14 protein-coding genes and 2 tRNA genes are annotated in these 17,144 nt (G+C 65.9%); 12 read left to right on the top strand and 4 right to left on the bottom strand.

The window, feature by feature from the left end; translation table 11 throughout:
- Nucleotides 1–23: 23 nt before the first annotated feature.
- The 4 genes from ACOQPD_RS06305 to ACOQPD_RS06290 all read left to right on the top strand — a co-directional run bounded on the left by ACOQPD_RS06305 (nt 24) and on the right by ACOQPD_RS06290 (nt 4,783).
- On the top strand, nt 24–1,169 hold the full coding sequence (locus ACOQPD_RS06305) for a zinc-dependent alcohol dehydrogenase (protein WP_420614042.1): 1,146 nt from the start codon (nt 24–26) through the stop codon (nt 1,167–1,169).
- Nucleotides 1,166–2,167, top strand: coding sequence for a thiamine pyrophosphate-dependent dehydrogenase E1 component subunit alpha (locus tag ACOQPD_RS06300; RefSeq protein ID WP_420614041.1), 1,002 nt, complete (start codon nt 1,166–1,168; stop codon nt 2,165–2,167). Before ACOQPD_RS06305 ends, ACOQPD_RS06300 begins: the two co-directional genes overlap by 4 nt.
- Nucleotides 2,155–3,132 (top strand): alpha-ketoacid dehydrogenase subunit beta, encoded by a 978-nt coding sequence (locus ACOQPD_RS06295; RefSeq protein WP_420614040.1) that lies wholly within the window; start codon nt 2,155–2,157, stop codon nt 3,130–3,132. Before ACOQPD_RS06300 ends, ACOQPD_RS06295 begins: the two co-directional genes overlap by 13 nt.
- A gap of 430 nt (nt 3,133–3,562) precedes the next feature.
- Nucleotides 3,563–4,783, top strand: coding sequence for an IS110 family transposase (locus ACOQPD_RS06290; protein ID WP_420611630.1), 1,221 nt, complete (start codon nt 3,563–3,565; stop codon nt 4,781–4,783).
- 346 nt (nt 4,784–5,129) lie between these two features.
- Here the strand turns inward: ACOQPD_RS06290 and ACOQPD_RS06285 are convergent, their stop codons facing one another.
- The 4 genes from ACOQPD_RS06285 to ACOQPD_RS06270 all read right to left on the bottom strand — a co-directional run bounded on the left by ACOQPD_RS06285 (nt 5,130) and on the right by ACOQPD_RS06270 (nt 9,598).
- The gene (locus ACOQPD_RS06285) at nt 5,130–5,618 is read right to left on the bottom strand and encodes a SixA phosphatase family protein (protein WP_420614039.1); all 489 of its coding nucleotides are present in this window, start codon (nt 5,616–5,618) and stop codon (nt 5,130–5,132) included.
- Nucleotides 5,619–5,622: 4 nt separating this feature from the next.
- Nucleotides 5,623–7,671 (bottom strand): polyphosphate kinase 1, encoded by a 2,049-nt coding sequence (gene ppk1 / locus ACOQPD_RS06280; RefSeq protein ID WP_420614038.1) that lies wholly within the window; start codon nt 7,669–7,671, stop codon nt 5,623–5,625.
- Nucleotides 7,668–8,348: a TetR/AcrR family transcriptional regulator gene (locus ACOQPD_RS06275; RefSeq protein ID WP_420614037.1), complete on the bottom strand. Its 681-nt coding sequence runs from the start codon at nt 8,346–8,348 to the stop codon at nt 7,668–7,670. The genes ppk1 and ACOQPD_RS06275 overlap by 4 nt, the downstream gene beginning before the upstream one ends.
- Nucleotides 8,349–8,431: 83 nt before the next feature.
- Nucleotides 8,432–9,598: a winged helix DNA-binding domain-containing protein gene (locus ACOQPD_RS06270; RefSeq protein WP_420614036.1), complete on the bottom strand. Its 1,167-nt coding sequence runs from the start codon at nt 9,596–9,598 to the stop codon at nt 8,432–8,434.
- Between the two features lie 171 nt (nt 9,599–9,769).
- On the opposite strand from ACOQPD_RS06270, the gene ACOQPD_RS06265 reads away from it, so the two are divergent.
- The 8 genes from ACOQPD_RS06265 (at nt 9,770) to ACOQPD_RS06230 (ending at nt 17,128) form a co-directional block, all read left to right on the top strand.
- The gene (locus ACOQPD_RS06265) at nt 9,770–11,044 is read left to right on the top strand and encodes an adenylosuccinate synthase (protein ID WP_420614035.1); all 1,275 of its coding nucleotides are present in this window, start codon (nt 9,770–9,772) and stop codon (nt 11,042–11,044) included.
- A gap of 94 nt (nt 11,045–11,138) precedes the next feature.
- Nucleotides 11,139–12,368, top strand: coding sequence for an ATP-binding protein (locus ACOQPD_RS06260; protein WP_420614034.1), 1,230 nt, complete (start codon nt 11,139–11,141; stop codon nt 12,366–12,368).
- Between the two features lie 117 nt (nt 12,369–12,485).
- A complete protein-coding gene (locus ACOQPD_RS06255; RefSeq protein ID WP_420614033.1) occupies nt 12,486–13,523 on the top strand; it encodes a threonine aldolase family protein in 1,038 nt (345 codons plus the stop codon).
- A gap of 132 nt (nt 13,524–13,655) precedes the next feature.
- Nucleotides 13,656–14,945 (top strand): ATP-binding protein, encoded by a 1,290-nt coding sequence (locus tag ACOQPD_RS06250; protein ID WP_420614032.1) that lies wholly within the window; start codon nt 13,656–13,658, stop codon nt 14,943–14,945.
- A gap of 119 nt (nt 14,946–15,064) precedes the next feature.
- Nucleotides 15,065–15,142, top strand: a tRNA-Asp gene (locus ACOQPD_RS06245).
- 40 nt (nt 15,143–15,182) lie between these two features.
- Nucleotides 15,183–15,255: transfer RNA gene (locus ACOQPD_RS06240), tRNA-Phe, on the top strand.
- 188 nt (nt 15,256–15,443) lie between these two features.
- Nucleotides 15,444–16,355, top strand: coding sequence for an ABC transporter ATP-binding protein (locus ACOQPD_RS06235; RefSeq protein WP_420614031.1), 912 nt, complete (start codon nt 15,444–15,446; stop codon nt 16,353–16,355).
- Nucleotides 16,352–17,128 (top strand): ABC transporter permease, encoded by a 777-nt coding sequence (locus ACOQPD_RS06230; RefSeq protein WP_420614030.1) that lies wholly within the window; start codon nt 16,352–16,354, stop codon nt 17,126–17,128. Before ACOQPD_RS06235 ends, ACOQPD_RS06230 begins: the two co-directional genes overlap by 4 nt.
- The last annotated feature ends 16 nt before the right edge of the window (nt 17,129–17,144 follow it).

Below are 17,144 nucleotides of genomic sequence, written 5' to 3'. Positions count from 1 at the left end.
TAGGCAGGAGCCGGAGGGCGCAGATGCGGGCCGCCGTCTATCACGGCGCCCGGGACATCCGGATCGAGAACCTGCCGGTGCCCGTCCCCGGCCCCGGCGAGTTGCTCCTGGAGGTCCGCTCGGCCGGAATCTGCGGTACCGACGCCCTGGAATGGGACCGTGGGCCCATCCTGACGCCCCTGGACCGAGCCCATCCGGCGTCGGGGCATCGGGGTCCGATCATCCTGGGCCACGAGTTCGGTGGCCGGGTGGTCGACCTCGGGCCGGAGGTGGACGGTTTCGGGGCGGGAGACCTGGTTGCCTGCGTGGCCGGGATCTCCTGCGGTGCCTGTGCGGCGTGCCTGGCCGGGACGAGCAATTTCTGCGACCGGTACTTCACGCTCGGCATCGACTGCCACGGTGGCCTGGCCCGGTACGCGGTCGCCGACTCGGGGGCCTGCCTGGAGGTGGGACGGATCGGCCTCGACGACGATCGGGCTGCTCTCGTCCAACCGATGTCGGTGGCACTTCACGCCCTGCGGCAGGGAAAACTCCGGCCGGGCGATACGGCGGTGGTGCTGGGCGTCGGCGGGGTGGGGGCGTTTCTGGTGTACGCCGCCGCCCAGCAAGGGGCCGATGTATTGGCGGCCGACCTCGAGCCGAGCCGGCTCGCCGTGGCGAAGGCACTCGGCGCATCCGCTGTGCTGAGGGCGGATCCCGGCGCCTCCCCGGTGGCCGGGGTGCTGCGACAGGCAGGCGGCCCGGTGGCAGTGGTCTACGAGGTAACCGGCACTCCGGCGGCGCTGGCCGCCGCCCTGGAGATGGTGCGACCCAGGGGCCGCGTGGTCGGGGTGGGGCTGGGCGCCCATTCGGTTCCGATCGATATGCGGCGGGTCACCCTCCGTGAGATCCGGCTGGTAGGAACCCGAGCGCAGGTCTTCGAAGCGGACTTCGCCGACGCCGCCTCCCTCATCGCTTCCCGATCTCGAGGGTGGTCCGATGTGGCGCCGATCTCCCTTCCACTCGATCGGCTCGTTTCCGGCGGCCTACTGCCGATGGCGAAGGGCCGGCCCGAACGCATCAAGACCCTGATCGATCCGTGGGCGACCGCCGTCCGACCGGCGAGCGGCACCGGCGCGGGTAGTATCGACCGGGTTTCGCCGAGTTTGGAACGGGTGATAGCAGAATGAACGTCGCAGTCGCTGCCGGTCCTGACCTGGACACTCGCCTCCGGATCTACCGGATGATGCTCGAGGCTCGCCGCTTCGAGGAGCGCGCCCATCAATTGTTCCTGGAGGGCCTCGTCAAGGGGACTACCCATCTGGGCATCGGCCAGGAGGCCGTAGCCGCCGGCTTTGCCGCCGCCATGCGCTCCGATGATCTCACTTTCTGTACCTACCGGGGCCACAACCACACCCTGCTCCGGGGCGCCCCGCCCGGCCGGCTGATGTCGGAGTTGCTCGGTAGGTCGGAGGGTGTGTGTGGCGGCAAGGGCGGCTCGATGCACCTCACCTGGGCGCCGGCCGGAGCGATGGGGTCATACGCCATCGTCGGCGCCCACCTCCCTATCGCCGCGGGCGCCGCCTGGGCTGCCGTTGAGCGGGGCACCGGACAGGTGGCGGTGTGCTTCTTCGGCGACGGCACCACCAACATCGGGGCCTTCCACGAAGCTCTCAACCTGGCCGTGGTGTGGGATCTGCCGGTGGTGTTCGTCTGCGAGAACAACCTCTACATGGAGTACACGCCGATCGGGTCGGTTACAGCTGTGGAACGTCCCGCCGCCGACCGGGCGGCCGCCTACGGGCTTGAGGGTGTGGTGGTGGACGGCAACGACCCGGACGTGGTGTACGAGACCGCAGCCGGTGCCCTCGCCCGAGCCCGCGAAGGAGGGGGGCCCAGCCTGATCGAGGCGATCACCTACCGGCACGGTGGTCACTCCCGGGCCGATCCCGGTACCTATCGCCCGGACGAAGAGGTCCGGCAGTGGCTGGCCCGTGACCCCATCCCCATGTACCGGACCAGGCTGGCCGGCGACGGGGCGTCGGAGGAGCAGTTGGGGGGAGTCGAGCAGTCGGTCGAGTCGTGGATCGAAGCTGCCGTGGAAGAGGCCAAGGCTGCGCCCGAGCCCTCGGTTGATTCCATTGCCACCGAGGTATGGGCGGACGGAGGGTCACGATGGCGGAACTGATCACCTATCGCGAAGCGGTTGCCAGGGCTCTGGCCCAGGAGATGGAGCGTGACGACACCGTTTACCTGATCGGCGAGGACGTCGCGGCAGCGGGCGGAGTCTTCAAGACCACGCCCGGCCTGCTGGAGCGCTTCGGCGAGCAGCGGGTCCGGGACACCCCCATCTCGGAGGAGGCGATCATCGGCGCGGTGATGGGCGCCGCCATGAACGGCCTCCGGCCGGTGGCCGAGATCATGTTCTCGGACTTTCTCGCAACCTGCTGGGACCTGGTGGCCAACCAGATTGCCAAGACCAGGTACATGACCGACGGCCAGGTTGCTCTGCCGCTGGTCATCCGGACCGCCAACGGAGGCGGGGTACGGTTCGGCGCCCAGCACTCCCAGAGTTTGGAGAACTGGGCCATGTCGGTGCCAGGCCTCAAGGTGGTGGCGCCCTCGACCCCGAGGGATGTGATCGCCTTGATGGCCGCGTCGGTCCGGGACCCCGATCCGGTGATCTTCTTCGAGCACAAGGGCCTGTTCGCCAGCCGGGGAGAGGTGCCGGACGGCGAGTTGGTCGGGCAGTTGGGCGAGGCGTCGGTGGTGCGGTCCGGTGCGGACGCCACCATCCTGGCGCTGGCGGCCATGGTTCCCAAAGCACTGCAGGCAGCCGATGAGCTGGCGGCCCGAGGTATCGAAGCGACCGTGGTCGACCTGCGCTGCCTGGTGCCCCTGGACACCCGGACCATCCTCTCGGCGGTGGCCGAGACCGGGCGGGTGTTCACGGCCGAGGAGAACCCGCGGCTGTGCGGATGGGGCGCCGAGGTGGTGTCGATCATCGCCGAGGAGGCCTTCTACGACCTCGATTCGCCGATCGTGCGGATCACCACCGACCACATACCCCTCCCGGCTTCCGACATCTTGGAGGACGCCACCATCCCATCCGTGACCCGGATCGTGGATACGGTGACCCGCTCCCTCGACTGACCGTCATGCCACATCGGCAACGGTCGTGGGCGTTCTGGGTCACGTGATCCCAGGGCGTCAGACGGTCGCGTAGATCCCGATGCCAGCTGCCGGTGGCGACCACCAACGAGTAGTTTTTTCGCGTTCTGGAAGAAGGGGGTTGAATCTGTCACAGGTTCGCCATATGTTGTCTATCGCCAAGCACCTAATGGGGGTCCACCGCTTCTTCTGGTTTGTCTGGGAGGGTGTGGTGGTTGAGCTGGCTGGCCGGTGAGTACTCCAAGCTCCTGGAAGGCTGATTCCTAGGTGTAGATCGTGCCCCGGCCGGTTAGTGAGGGCTGCTTGTAGCGCTCATGGGGTGGCGTGCCATGAAGAGCACTGATCCATTAGGTCGCCGCCAGGCGTTCTCCATAGCTCAGAAAGAGCAGGTCCGCGCAGAAGGAGGCGAAGGATGATCTTTGTGGGAGATGACTGGGCTGAGGCGCATCACGATGTGTGTCTCATGGACGAGTCCGGAACTCGACTGGCCTCTCGGCGGCTGCCAGAAGGCCTGGGGGGTGTGGCTCAGTTGCATGAGATGATCGCCGAGCACGTATCGGAGCCGGCTGAGGTGGTGGTAGGTATCGAGACTGATCGTGGTCTGTGGGTCGGTGCTCTGGTCGGGGCGGGTTATGAGGTGTATGCGATCAACCCGATGGCAGTGTCGCGTTACCGGGACCGTCACAGCCAGGGTGGAGCCAAATCCGACCGTGGTGATGCCAAGGTGTTAGCCGACCTATTACGCACCGACCGGCACAACCACCGCCCGGTTGCCGGTGACAGCCCCGAAGCCGAAGGGATCAAAGTCCTGGCTAGGACACATCAGAACCTGATCTGGGCTCGGGTGCGTCACACCAACCAGATCCGCAGCGCCCTGCGCGAATACTACCCCGCAGCCCTCGAAACCTTCGGGGACCTGGCAAATCGCGATGCTCTGGCCGTCTTGGGTCGGGCACCCACACCCACCCAGGGCGCCCGCCTGACCGTCACCCAGATCCGGGCCGCTCTTAAAGCCGGGGGCCGGAAACGCAACCTCGACGCGGCTGCCCGCAAAATACAGAAAGGTCTCCGAACCACCCATCTCAGCGCACCCGGACCGGTCGAGGACGCCTACGCGACAACCGTGGGCGCCCTATTGGCAATCCTTGCGGAAACCAACCGCCAGATCGCCGAGCTCGAAGCAACCCTGGAAACCTGTTTTGAACAGCACCCGGACGCCGCTATCTACCTCTCCCAGCCAGGACTCGGTAAAGTGCTCGGCGCCCGGACGCTCGGTGAGTTCGGGGACGACCCCGACCGTTACACCAGCGCCAAGTCTCGCAGGAACTACGCCGGCACGTCGCCCATCACCATCGCGTCAGGACGCAAACACGCCGTCCTCGCTCGCCACATCCGTAACCGGCGCCTCTACGACGCCCTCGACCAATGGGCATTCTGCTCCCTAACCAGAAGCCCAGGCGCCCGAGCCTTCTACAACCAACGACGAGCAGCCGGCGACCTCCACCACCAAGCACTACGAGCCCTAGCCAACCGACTCGTAGGTATCCTCCACGGATGCCTCAAACACCAAACCCCCTACGACGAACACACCGCCTGGGCCCACCGAACCGCCCTCGACCAAGCCGCAGCTTGACATTTGCACGCCTGGGGTGTCTACACCGGCTGAAGAGGAAGACCGATCGGTACGGCCGGACCCGAGGGAACATAAGAGGCTTCATGGAGCGACAGCCGATTCCCGGCATCCAGCCGGGCCTGCCTGACCACGCTCCAACCTGGGTGGCGGCGGCGGGGGCAGGGCCCGGTGCGGAGCACCGGTTTTTCGCGACTTTGGCGTCCGGACGTTCTTGAGGCAGAGGGCGTCATATAAGGCGTTCTGTTCCTCAGGTTCGTGGCACCGTGTATGGCGTTCTGTTCCTCAGGTTCCGGGTGACAGGCAGCCTCCACGCGCTAACGCGGGTGCGCCGTTTCGGTTGGAGTCGTCAGTCCAGCAGTAGGCGGGGCCTGATCAGCAACTCGAGCCGGGCCGTGCCGTAGGCCAGATCAGACCAGGAGGCATGGCCGGAACGCATGTAGGCCAGCGTGGCGGTGGTAACCCGGATCCTGTGTCCGGTCAGGTATTCCAGCACGCCGGACATGGTGGGCTCGTGCCCGACCACCATCAGCCGTTCCGCTCCGGTGACTTCGCGAACCATTTGGAGGACATCCCCACGATCGGCGCCGTAGAGCTGCGGGACCACCTCGATGGGGCTGTTCCACCCACCCGCCTCGGCCGCCAGTTGGGCCGTGGTCAGCGTGCGGACCGCCGGTGAGGCCAGCACCAGCTCGGGCATCAATCGGTAGCGGGCGACGAATTCTCCGATGGCCCGGGCCGACCGGACCCCCCGCCTGTTGAGGGGCCGGTCCCGGTCGGTCCCATAACCGGCCCTCCAGTCCGACTTGGCATGCCGGAGCAGCATGAGGTCGGGCATCGGGTTACCGGCTGCGAGCGCTGCGGGATCGCTCCAGGGCCAGATCCATAAGCGCTTGGTGGAGATCGAGACCTCGCTTCTGCCCCCGGGGCTCGTAGGTACCCTCCGGTTGGAGAACCCAGGACAGGTGATCGTCGGCGCGGCACAGGTCGAGGATCTCCTCGAGGCGGCGCTGGGCTTCCGGATCCTCGACGGGAAACAGCGCTTCAACCCTCCGGTCGAGGTTGCGAGGCATCAGGTCGGCGGAGCCGATGTAGTACTGGAATCCCCGTTCCGGTCTTCCGAGCCGGAGGATGCGGGAGTGCTCCAGGAACCGGCCGACGATGGACCGCACCGTGATGTTCTCGCTCAGCCCGGGGACTCCCGGCCGCAGGCAGCAAACCCCCCGGACGATCAGGTCGATCCGGGTGCCCGCTTGCGAGGCCTCGTAGAGGGCGTTGATCATTCGCTCGTCTACGAGGCCGTTGAGCTTGGCAACGATGTGCCCGTCTCCGTACCCGGACTCGCGCCGGACCATCTCGAGGAAATGATCGCGGAGCTCGGTCGGCGCCACCACCAGTTTCCGGTAGGACTTCTGCTTGCTGTAGCCGGTGAGGTGGTTGAAGAGATCGCTGACATCGGCGCCGATCTGCGGATCCTTGGTGAACAGGCCCACGTCCTCGTACATCCGGGCGGTCTTCTCGTTGTAGTTGCCCGTGGAAGTGTGGACGTAACGGGCCAGGCGACCTTCCTCCTGGCGAACCACCAGGCACAGCTTGGCGTGGGTCTTGAGCCCGACCAGACCGTATACGACATGCACTCCGGCCTCCTCCAGCGCCTGGGCCCGTTCGATGTTGCGTTCCTCATCGAAGCGGGCCTTCAGTTCCACCAGCGCCACCACCTGCTTACCCAACTCAGCGGCGGTGATCAGTGAGCGGGCGATGGAGCTGTTCGATGATGTGCGGTACAGCGTCTGCTTGATGCCCAGCACATCGGGGTCATGAGCGGCTTCGCGCACGAACTCGGCGGTCGAGGCAGCGAATGATTCGTACGGGTGGTGGACGATGAGGTCGCTCTTGCTGATCAACTCGAAGAAGGTCCGCTTACCGGAGAGTCCGGCAGGAACCACCGGCGGGAACGGTTTCCAGCGGAAATCCGGCAGATCCAGATTGGCCAGCGTCGTGAGCGAGCCGAGGTCCAGCAGGCCGGCGATGCGATAGACATGACGGTCCTTGATCTCCAGCTCCCGCATCAGCAGGTCCAGCACGTCCGGGTCGATGTCCCGCTCCACCTCCAACCTCATCACCTGGCCGCGACGCCTCCGGCCGATCTCGGACTTCAGTGCGGCCAGCAGGTCGTTAGTCTCGAACTCGGCCAGTTCGTAGTCGGTGTTACGGGTGAGCCGGAAGGGGTGGCATTTCGAAACCTGCATCCCCGGGAACAGTTCATCTATGTGGGCGGAGATCAGCTGTTCGAGCGGCACGAATCCGCGCCGGTCCGGAAGCTCGATGAACCGCGGCAGGATGGGCGGGACCTTCACCCGGGCGAAACGTTGCTGGCCGGTCTCGGCCTCCCTCACCATGACCGCCAGATTCATGGACAGGTTCGATATGTAGGGGAACGGATGGGCCGGATCGACCGCCAGCGGGGTCAGAACCGGATACACGCGGTCGTGGAACACCTGATGGAGATATGCCCGGTCGGTGTCGTCCAGCGCATCCCACAACAGGATATGGATGCCGAGGCCCTCCAGTGCGGGCTGCAGCTCGGTGCGGAATACCCGGCTCTGTTGCTCGCACAAGTCGGCTACCAGCGACCGGATGCGCTCCAGCAGCTCCGGCGCCGACATCCCCGCCCTCAGCAGGTCCTCGAAGCCGGCGTCCACCTTCTCTTCCAACTCGGCCACCCGCACCTGGTAGATCTCGTCGATCAGCTCGCTCACGATGGCTATGTATCTGACCCGCTCCAGCAGGGGGGTGCGCTCGCGCTCGGCCTGGGCCAGAACCCTACGGACGAACTCGAGCTGGGAGAGTTCCCGGACTAGGAGAGGATGGTCGGCACCGGTGTCCGTCATCCTCGCAGCTCCCTCAGATCCGCCCGCGGCAGGTCCGCCAAAGCGTTCCGCACCGGTTGGTGTGCCCCACGTTCGGCCAGTCCGTAGAACAGGAGGTCGGTCATTGCTCCGGCAACCACCGGTAACGCCGCACCGGGGTCGTCGGCGTCGATCAGCGCCTGCGCGGCGGACATGATCATGTCGTTGAGGAAGCGACCGGCGAGCCCGGGTGGAAGCGTCTTGAGATCACCCGCCTCCACACCGGCCCGGTAGGTCTCCACGAATTCTCGCGCCAGCGACTGGTGAGCGACCGCCACCCGCTGTCGAGCCGATTCGGAGAGCTTGTGCACCTCCCGGTGGAGTAAGCGGCCCAGGGTGGGCTCGGTGGCCAGGAACTCGAGGGTGATCACCACCAGGTGTTGCAGGCGTGCCACCGGTGTGGCGTCGGCAGGAATCCGGGATATCAGGTCCCTGATCGTCGGCGGGAGGGTCTCCTCGACAAGGGAGGCCAGCAGGTCGTCCTTGTCCGTGAAGTAGTCGTAAAGGGTGGTGCGGCCCATCCCTACCCCGGCGGCGATGTCTCCGAACGAAGTGTCCTCGTACCCCCAGGTGGCGAACAGCTCCTGGGCCTTGTCGAGGATCAGGGCGCGGGTGATCACCTTGTGCTCGGCGATGCTGGCGGCTCTGATCCTTGGCATGGGCGAGAGGTTACCCCTGGCACCGCCTTTTGAGAAGGGGTTTCGCGGTTCCGGGCTTGCCGGGCACGGTTAGCGCTACCGGATTAGCCCGAGAGCTCCTTCTCGAGCGGGGCCCGGAACCGGGGGGTGACCCGGGTCGGTCCCATCCAGGCCTCGAGATCCGTCGCCGCCCGGGCTACGTCGGCCTCTCCCTCACCACCGACGTCTTCGAGCAAGCGGTAGGAGACACGGCCGGTGCTGGTCTGAGCCCAACCGCCCACCACCCTGCCGTCCCACCACACGGTCGGTCCGGCATTCCCGTTGCGGTCGTAAAGGGGCCCGGCGTGGTCACCCAGGTACCAGTCCCGGTCCCGCCATCCCATGATGGTGGAGTCAAGCGACGGGAGCAGGGCGGCCCGGGGTTCGGAACATGGGGTGGATTCGAGGTCGTCTCCGAGGACGAGGGCGAGTCCTTCGTCAGTTTCCACCTCGCAGACGTCGATGGATCCGAGGGCGGCCCGCACATCCCGGAGGGGCCATCCCGACCACCACTTCAGGTCGGCCATCGTCCCCGGTCCGTAGGCGCGCAACCACAATTCCAGGATCCTCGCTCGCGCCTCGGACGGGTCGAGGTCGGGGATGCCACCAGGAATCCGGCCGGCCGGAGTGGTCCAGCGGTACTGCCCGCTGATCCAGGATCCGCGGGGCCGGGTCCGGATGATCCGCCCTTCGCAGGCCAGCAGGAATAGGACCCGGGTCGAGACCCCCACCTTCCCGCCCCACTTCTTTCCCTTCCCGAACTCGAGGGTCAGCTTGAGCTCGGGCACGTCCTCGCGCAGCTCCATCGCGGCTGCCTCCCCGCGCCTGGTAATGGTCTCCACGGTCGCATCCGACACCCGTCGGACCCAGGCCTCGCCGTCACGCACCAGGTTCTGGCCTTCCAGGTATCCGACCAGACGTTTCCGCTCGCCCGGTGCCAGCTTGTGGGCACAGCCATGCTGCAGGAGCGGTACCTGTCCGGCCGGAACCGCGAACAGGGTGCGCCGCATCCCGAGTACCCGGAACAGGCTGGGCCGGTCGTAGAGCTCCCGTTCCACGTCTGCGACGGTGATCTCCGGCACCCGGGCCCGAGCCGAGAGGAACACTGTGGCCGGGTCGCTGGAGTGCAGGCCCACCAGGTGTCCGGCAGCCTCGGTGGCCGAGGTGGCCGGATGATCGGGATGGAGATGGTGGCGCGCCACCAACCGCCGCCGCCGTTCGTCTCGGCTCATACGCACCCTTGCCATCTTGCCCAGCATACGTAGCCCGGCCGGAGATAGCCCTTCTAGGGGATACACTCCGCCTGTGGTCCGTCTGCGAGACAACTGGATGTATCAGAAGCGGCGCCGGCGCGAGCCGGGAGTGAGAGCCGTGCCATCTGCTTGCACGGGTTGCCGGTAGGTATGCCCGCAACGGTGGTGCTGGGTGCCCAGTGGGGCGACGAGGGCAAGGGCCGGGTAACCGATCTGTTCGCCCGGGATGCAGACTGCGTGGTCCGCTACCAGGGCGGTAACAACGCCGGCCACACCATCGTCGTCGGTTCCGAACGTTTCGCGCTGTCCCTGGTGCCGTCGGGGGTCATGTATCCGGGGGTTACACCCGTCATCGCCTCCGGTGTGGTCATCGACCCCCAGGTGTTACTGGCGGAGATGTCCATGCTGGAGGAGCGGGGTGTCGACCCCTCCCGGCTCCGCATCTCGGGCAACGCCCATCTGATCATGCCCTACCACCGCAAGCTGGACACGGTCATGGAGCGCTACCTGGGTCGCAACCGGATCGGGACCACCAAGCGAGGGATCGGGCCCGCCTATACCGACAAGATTGCCCGCACCGGAATCCGGGTACAGGACCTCTTCGACCCCGCGATCTTCGCCGACAAGCTGGAGACGGTCCTGACCGAGAAGAACAAGATCCTCACCCGGGTCTACAACCAGCTTCCGATGAAGTCATCCGGCATCGTGGACGAGTATCTCCGTTACGCGGACCAGCTCCTACCTATGGTGGACGACACCTCCTTGCTGATCTGGGAGGCCCTGGCGGGCGGGAAGGACGTGCTCTTCGAAGGAGCGCAGGGCACCCTGCTTGATATCGACCACGGCACCTATCCGTTCGTCACCTCCTCCAACCCCACCGCCGGAGGAGCGGCGATCGGCGCCGGAGTCGGTCCCAAGGTGCTGGACCGGGTGGTGGGCGTGGCCAAGGCCTACATATCACGGGTCGGCAGCGGTCCCTTCCCCACCGAGCTGCAGGACGAGGCGGGCGATCGGATGGTGGACGTGGGCGGGGAGTACGGCACGGTGACGGGCCGGCGCCGACGCTGTGGCTGGCTCGACCTCGTGGCCCTTCGCTATGCCCGCCGGGTCAACTCGCTCACCGAACTCTTCATCACCAAGCTCGACGTCCTGTCCGGTTTCGACACGATCCGGGCTGCTACCGGCTACCGGTCGGGAAGCGACACCTATTCCGAGTTCCCCCGCCAGCAGCGGGTTCTATACAACTGCTCTCCTGTCTACGAGGAGCTCGACGGCTGGGACGAGGACATCACGGACACCCGTAGATTCGAGGACCTCCCCGGCCCGGCCCGCCGCTACATCGAGTTCATCGAGGATCAGGCCGGTGTCCCGGTCAACTGGGTGTCGGTCGGGCCCGAACGCGGCCAGGTAATCATCAGACGGTAGGACCACGGCGCCTGCCCCATGTTTTGCTAATGGGTTATGCCTTTTTTTCCTAATACGTTAGGAATAATAGGTTTATCGGATTAGGATAACGATCATGACCTACCTTCGTCGGCACTTGGACGAGCAACTGGATCGCTTGATGTCGGTTCATCCCGCCGTATTGCTTGCGGGGATCCGGGGTGCCGGAAAGACGACTACAGCCTCCCGTTCGACCAAGTCGATGGTCCGTCTGGATGATCCCAGGCAGGCGGCCGCCGTCCGGGGTGACCCGGAGGCCATATTGGCCGGTGCCGAAACACCATTGCTCATCGACGAGTGGCAGCGGGTGCCCGAGGTATGGGACGTCGTACGCCTGATGGTCGACGAAGATCGATCCCCTGGCCGCTTCATCCTGAGCGGTTCGGAACGGACCGCCGTCAACGCGCCCATCCATACGGGAGCAGGCCGCTTCTTCCAGGTCCGCCTCCGACCCATGACCCTCTCGGAGCGCCGGGGCGTCACTCCGGCCGCCTCTCTCGGCCATCTGGCTGAGCAAGGGATCGAGGCGTTGCGCGGCTCGGAGTCACCGTACACACCTGCCGAGCAGCTTGCTGCCGCCGTCATCTCGGGACTGCCCGGCTATCGCCATCTTGCGGAGGCCGATCACCAGGAGACACTTCGCAACTACTTCGATCTGTCCGCTTCGCGCGACCTGGCGGAGATCGACGCCCGTGCCCGTAGCCCCCAGAAGGTCCGGCGGTACATCCGGGCCTACGGCGCCGTGATCGGGACGACCGCCGATCAGTCCGGGATCCAGCAGGCCGCCGGCGTGTCCAGAGCTACGGCGGACAGCTATCACGACCTGCTGACCCGTCTCGGGATCATCGAAGAGTTGCCCGCTTGGTCGAGCAACCGGCTCAAACAGCTGACGAGGCGGTCCAAGCGACACTTCGTGGATCCCGCCCTTGCCGCCGCCGACCACTACGACACCAGCGATTCCCTGCGGTTCGACCGGCAGCGTCTGGGCAGCCTGTTCGAGAGCACTGTGGTATGCCACATGAGGGCGACAAGCGATGCCCTCGGCCTGGGCTGGCGCTTCTCCCACCTGCGTACGGCCAAGGGACTCCACGAGGTGGATATGATCGCGGACCTTCCGGACGGATCGGTGATCGCTGTGGAGGCCAGGGCTGCGGCAACCGTGGAACGCTCCGAAGCCCGACATCTGATCTGGCTGCGAGAGCAACTCCGAGACCGGTTCCGCGCCGGCCTGGTCATTCATCCCGGGCGGTTCGCCTACCGGCTGGACGACCGGATAGCCGTCGCGCCCTTGGGCGTGCTGGTGTAGGGGACGCCGCGACAATGGGACGGTCGGCTCGCCATTGTCAGGCCCCGGTAATACATGGGAACATGTCGGAGCCGTCCGGCTGCGGGACGTTCCGAGCACCTTTCCATGGAGGCCGTGATGCCCAACTTCTACTCCGATACCCAGACCAGGCCGACCGCGGAGATGCGGGCCACGGTCCTCGAGGCCGAGGTCGGAGACGAGCAGATGGCCGGCGACCCCACCACCACCCGGTTGGAGCATCGGGTTGCGAAACTGCTGGGCAAGGAAGCGGCCCTGTTCCTGCCTTCAGGCACCATGTGCAACGAGATCGCCATCAAGGTCCACGTCGATCCCGGCGATGAGGTCATCGCTCATTGGAGTAGTCACATCATCGGTTACGAGTCGGGTGGCCCGGCTGCTCTGTCCGGCGCCATGATCCACCCGCTCGACGGGCCTCACGGGATCTTCACGGGTGAGCAGGTCGCTCGGGCCATCCGGCCCCAGTCCCGGTACATGCCCCCCTCCCGGCTGGTATCGATCGAGCAGACCGCCAACCTGGGCGGCGGGGCGATCTGGCCTCTCGATGTCATCGACCAGGTGGCGGAGGTAGCCCACGAGGCCGGTCTCGTCACCCACATGGACGGCGCCCGCCTGCTGAACGCGGTGGTCGCAACCGGAATCCCGGCGGCGCGCATGGCCGAGGGTATGGACAGCGTCTGGATCGACCTGACCAAGGGCCTTGGTGCCGGGGTGGGGGCGGTCATCGCCGGTAGCCAAGACTTCATCGAACGGGCCTGGAGATGGAAGCAGCAATGGGGCGGGGCGATGCGCCAATCCGGAATCCTCGCCGCGATGGGCCTCTACGCACTCGACCATCATGTGGATCGGATGGCCGATGACCATGCCCGGGCGGCCCGTATCGGGGCGGCCCTGGCCGGGATGGCCCAGGTGGAGAGCGTGCTGCCGGTGGAGACGAACATCGTGATATTCCGGATGGCTCCGGACGGGCCCGGCTCGGCGGAGTTGATCGAGACTGCCCGCGAGGCGGAAGTGCTCATCTCCCCCAGGGATGAGCGGACCTGCCGCATCGTGACCCATCTAGACGTGGACGACGATGATGTGGACGACTTGTTGGAGGTGATGGCCTCGGCCCTCGACCGAGCCGTCGGCGCGTAAGCCCCGCTGCCGGCCGGTCGGGCTGCCGCCGAGCCGTCCGCGGGGGCCTGCCGTTGCTTTCTTACGGTTAGGTCCGTTGCTTTCTTCCGGTTGGGTCCGTTGCTTTCTTCCGGTTGGGATAAGATGCTGTTCATGCAGTCCAGCATTGATGAACCGAAAAACGAGGAGTTCGGGTACGAGCCGCGTGTCGTAGACGCGGAGTTGGCCTATCGGTTGGAGACCGTCGCCGCGGTCTTGATAGAAGGTCCCAAGGCCTGCGGCAAGACCGCCACGGCGCGCCGGCAGGCGGCTACCGAGGTGCTACTTGATGTGGACGCCAACGCCCAACGGGCTGTAGTCATAGATCCGAGTCTGGTGCTGGCCGGAGACGAGCCGCGACTCATCGACGAATGGCAGACCGCGCCGGAGGTCTGGAATCACGTTCGCCGAGCCGCCGACACCAGACCGCGTACTGGTCGATTCATCCTTACGGGATCTGCGGCGCCCACCGACGACACCACCCGGCACTCCGGCGCGGGAAGAATATCCAGAATGAGGATGCGCCCGATGTCCCTATTCGAGTTGGGAATATCGAGTGGCGAGGTGTCGCTGGGCCGGACACTCAGGTCTGTGCCCATAGCGGCTGGTGCTCCGGATGTGACCGTTCCCGAGCTGATCGAGATCATGTGCCGGGGAGGTTGGCCGGGCATTCTCGACGCCGACCTTCGACAAGCTCTCCAGTTCTCGCGGGACTATCTGGATGAGGTGCGTCGCACCGAGGTATACCGGCTCGCGGGTATCCGTCGCGATCCCAATCGCCTGTTGCGACTCATGCGGTCGCTGGCCCGTCACGTTGCCACCCCGGTTCCGGTTACAACATTGTCGAGAGACACCGGAGGACCGGAAGGACCGCTTCGGGGCGACACGGTTTCGGCATACCTGGACGCCTTGAAGCGCCTGTTCGTGGTGGAGGACCAACCTGCCTACTCCACCCATCTGCGAGCCAGGTCGAGGCTGCGCCTGTCACCCAAACGCCACTTCGTCGACCCTTCACTAGCGGTGGCCGCTCTGCGCTCCAATCCGGCCCGACTCCTCGCCGACCTGGAGATGTTCGGGTTTCTGTTCGAGTCTCTGGTGGTGCGCGATCTGCGGATATATGCCCAGGCCAACGACGCCGAGGTCTATCACTACAGGGACAACACCGGACTCGAGGCGGACGCGATCATCGAAACCGGTGACGGCCGGTGGATGGCTATTGAGGTCAAGCTGGGTACCGGTAATCCGATCGACGCGGGAGCCGCGAGCCTGCTGAAACTACGGGACCGGATCGATACCTCCAGGATCGGAGAGCCTGCTGCTCTGATGGTTGTCACCGGGAGCGGCTACGGCTACACGAGACCGGACGGGGTGGCTGTGGTGCCGGTGACCGCCCTCGGACCGTGAATCCGGTCACGAGGGACGTTCTGTACTCGGGGGAACGGTGCGGACCGCTCTATACTCCCGGTCTCCATCCGGTTCTCTGGCTTCTCTTGCGTGAGCGGGTTAACCTGGTGGGGCGGTTCGGGGGCGTGGTGAAGCCTGGAGTTCACGCCGGCCTGTCAAGCCGGAGGTCGCGGGTTCAAATCCCGTCGTCCCCGCCACGAGAACCGGCTACCCCGCAGCCGGTTCTCGTCACTCAGCGGCCAGGTAGCTCAGTCGGTAGAGCGCTGCTCTGAAAAAGCAGAGGTCCCCGGATCGACGCCGGGCCTGGCCACCGATCCAAGCCAGTCCGGGAGGTCAACCGGCATCCCACCGGTTTGCGCGACAAACCTTTGGGCTGTATCCTAGTTTGTGACGCAAACCAAAGTCTTGCGACAGGCTGGCAAGACGAGCGGAGGCTTGATCATGGATAGACATGACGGAGAGCACCTCCGTCGACCATCACCCCTCCCGGAGCCATAAGTGTCCCCGGTAGTCAGCGTTGAAGACCTCACCAAGAACTACGGCTCCGTCACCGCGCTGGCAGGGGTCGGCTTCACGGTCGAAGAGGGCGAGGTGCTGGCGATCCTCGGCCCGAACGGCGCCGGCAAGACCACCGCGGTGGAGATCCTCGAGGGCTACCGGCGGGCGGACGGCGGCGCGATCAGCGTGCTGGGCCACGATCCGTCATCCGGCGGTCGGGAGTTTCGCGACCGGATCGGCATCGTCCTCCAGGAGACCGGTATCGAGGTGGTGCTGACGGTCCGGGAGGCCATCGACATCTACGCCCGGTCCTATTCCCGCCGACTACCCACGGACGAGCTGATCAACCTGGTGGGGCTGGACGGCAAGGCGGATGCCCGCATCAAGACCCTCTCCGGCGGGCAGAAGCGCCGGCTCGACCTCGCACTCGGACTGGCCGGGGATCCCGAGCTGTTGTTTCTGGACGAGCCCACCACGGGGTTCGACCCGTCCGCCCGCCGCAAGTCGTGGGCGATGATCGAAGGCCTGACCAAGTTGGGCAAGACCATCCTGCTCACCACCCATTACCTGGACGAGGCCCAGAATCTGGCGGATCGGATCATCGTCCTGGCCGATGGTTCCATAGTTGCCGAAGGAACGGCCGATACGCTGGGCGAGGGTCGGGCGTCGAGCACCATCTCGTTCACCGTGGAAGGCGCGGGCGAGCCTCCTCGATTGGACGGCGGACCTGTAATGACCGGCCGCACCGTCACCTATCGATCCGCCTCGGTGACCGCCGATCTGCTGGCGCTGACCAGCTGGGCCACCCAGCATGGGGTCGAGTTGGACGGCCTGGAGGTGACGAGGCCCAGCCTCGAGGATGTCTACCTCGACATCGTGGGCGAGGCCGGTTACGGGGGTCGGGCATCATGAGCGGCGCCCGCTACGTATCGCTCCTCTGGGGTCAGGTCCGGCACAACAACCGTGTGTTCTGGCGCACCCCGGCTGCCGCCTTCTTCACCTTGGCCCTCCCGGTCATCTTCCTGATCCTGTTCAGCGTCATCTTCGGAGATATCGAGGTGGGCGGCGGCTACGGCTTCGCGCAGTTCTTCGCCCCCGCCATGGCCGTGTTCGCCGCCGTGTCTTCATCGTTCAGCAACCTGGCGATCGGCGTGTCCTACTCCCGGGACCAGGGAGTCCTCAAGCGGGTCCGGGGCACCCCGCTCCCGGCCTGGGTCTACATGGCGGGCCGGATCTGCTCCGGGGTCTGGATGGCCGTCCTGTCGGTGGGCCTGATGTTCCTCCTGGGGTGGGCCTTCTTCGACTTCCGGATGGTGTGGGGCAACCTCGGGACCGCGTTGTTGGTCTTCGTCGTCGGGGTCGCCACGTTCTCGGCGCTCGGTCTGGCGGTGTGCGCGGTTCTCAAGAACGCCGACTCGTCCCCGGCAGTAGCGAACGGTGTGTTCTTGCCGATGGCTTTCGTCTCAGGGATCTTCATCCAGTTGGACGATGCGCCGCGGTGGCTGCAGATCGTGGGGGATGTCTTCCCGCTTAAGCACTTCGCAGGGCCGTTCGGCGAGGCCTTCAACCCGCTTCACGAGAGCCCGATCCTCGGGTGGGAACACCTGGGCGTGATGGCACTGTGGCTGCTGTTCGGCATGGTGATCATCACCCGCTACTTCACCTGGGATCCCCGCGGCGAGTAGCTCGGCGGGGTTCTCG

It is taken from the genome of Candidatus Spongiisocius sp. (assembly GCF_965221825.1).
Taxonomy (GTDB): Bacteria; Actinomycetota; Acidimicrobiia; order Spongiisociales; family Spongiisociaceae; genus Spongiisocius.
The sequence above is the reverse complement of the archived record's forward strand: the minus strand, read 5'-3'. Positions and strand labels throughout refer to the sequence as shown.